Origin of the sequence: Roseomonas sp. TAS13 (genome assembly GCF_001950415.1) — a bacterium.
Classification (GTDB): domain Bacteria; phylum Pseudomonadota; class Alphaproteobacteria; order Acetobacterales; family Acetobacteraceae; genus Roseomonas; species Roseomonas mucosa.
Genome location: NZ_BDLP01000618.1, coordinates 1 through 1,634, shown reverse-complemented (window position 1 = coordinate 1,634; position 1,634 = coordinate 1). Strand labels below are relative to the sequence as shown.

The window sequence follows — 1,634 nt, the reverse complement described above, 5'->3', positions numbered from 1 at the left end:
GCCAGCAGGCCGGGCGCAGGCGGCGCCGCGGCAAAGAGCAGGCCGGTGAAGGTGCCGCCGAGATGCCGCAGCAGCCATTCCGGCTCCCCGTCCCGGTGCCTCCCATCCTGGGACACGGGCGCGTCCGCCGCCACCGCGCCGGGCACCATGGCGCCGGCGAAGCTGTCGGCATCCGGCGTGTTCAGCGGAGAATCGCGCAGCACCGCCGGGACGGAAAGGCGGCCGCTGTTGACCATGCGCCGGGCGAAGTTGCAGTCGCGCGCCAGGTCCAGCACGGCATCGCGGAAGGCGCGGCTGGCCTCGTTCTTCGGCGTGATGAAATCCGTGCTGCGGGTCGAGTTGCGGATGTTCTCGTCGGCGGCGAAGACACGCTCGCCGTCATAGCTGTCGAGCAGGCCCTCCGGCGCAGCGCCGCGCAGCACGAGGCCGAGCTTCCAGGCGAGGTTCTCGGCATCCTGCACGCCGCTGTTGGCGCCGCGCGCGCCGAAGGGGGAGACGCCGTGCGCGGCGTCGCCAGTGAAGAGCACGCGGCCGTGGCGGAAGCGGTCCATGCGGCGGCAGACGAAGCTGTAGACGCTGACCCATTCCAGGGTGAAGGCGCGGTCCTCGCCCAGCAGCGCCCTGACGCGGGGGATGACCTTCTCGGGGCACTTCTCCGCCTCCGGATCGGCGTCCCAGCCGAGCTGGAAGTCGATGCGCCAGACCTGGTCCGGCTGGCGATGCAGCAGCACGGACTGGTTGGGGTGGAAGGGCGGGTCGAACCAGAACCAGCGCTCGGAGGGGAAGTCCGCCTCCATCCGCACATCGGCGATCAGGAAGCGGTCGCGGAAGACCTGCCCCCTGCTTTCCAGCCCCATGAGGCGGCGGGTGGGGCTGCGGCCGCCATCGGCGGCGACCAGCCAGTCGGCCTGGAGGCTGTAGGGGCCGTCCGGCGTTTCCACCTCCAGCCACACGCCGCCGGGGGCGTGCCGCAGGCCGGCGAGGCTGTTCTTCCAGCGGATTTCCAGGTTCGGCAGTTCCCGCGCGCGTTCCAGCAGGAAGCCTTCGACGTAGTATTGCTGCAGGTTGACGAAGGCCGGGCGGGCATGGCCGGTCTCGGGCAGCAGGTCGAAGCTGTAGACGGGCTCGTCGCGGAAGAAGACCTTGCCGCAGTTCCAGACCACGCCCTTCTCGACCATGCGGTGGCCGCAGCCGAGGCGGTCGAAGATTTCCAGGGTGCGCTTGGCGAAGCAGATGGCGCGCGAGCCGCCGGCGAGGCGGTCGTCGTCGTCCAGCACCACCACCGGCGTGCCGGATTGCGCGAGATCGATGGCCGTGGCCAGCCCGACCGGGCCGGCGCCGACCACCACCACCGGATGGCGGACCGGCTGGGCGGCGTCCTGGTCGGCGGAACGGCGATAGCCGAAGCGGAGGGTCTGGTAGTCGGGGGCCGGCGGCGCGAGGTCCGGCACGGATGGCGAGACGGCTTCCTGCAACCCCTTGGTCCTCCCTTTTTCACGGACGCCTTGCCGGCGTTCCTGTACGCTTCCGGGAAGATGTGTCTCATATGATATGATCTGGTCAAGGGACTTCGCCGCCTGGGTGCGGGGCTGTCTCTTGATCACATCTACGCACAGCTCCACCGTAAGGCGAAT

At 70.0% G+C, this 1,634-nt stretch carries 1 protein-coding gene; it reads right to left on the bottom strand.

Annotation, left to right across the window (positions count from 1 at the left end):
* Positions 1-1,475: FAD-dependent oxidoreductase (locus tag ROTAS13_RS27905; protein WP_253187766.1), on the bottom strand; the 1,475-nt coding region annotated here is incomplete at its 3' end.
* Between the last annotated feature and the right edge of the window lie 159 nt (positions 1,476-1,634).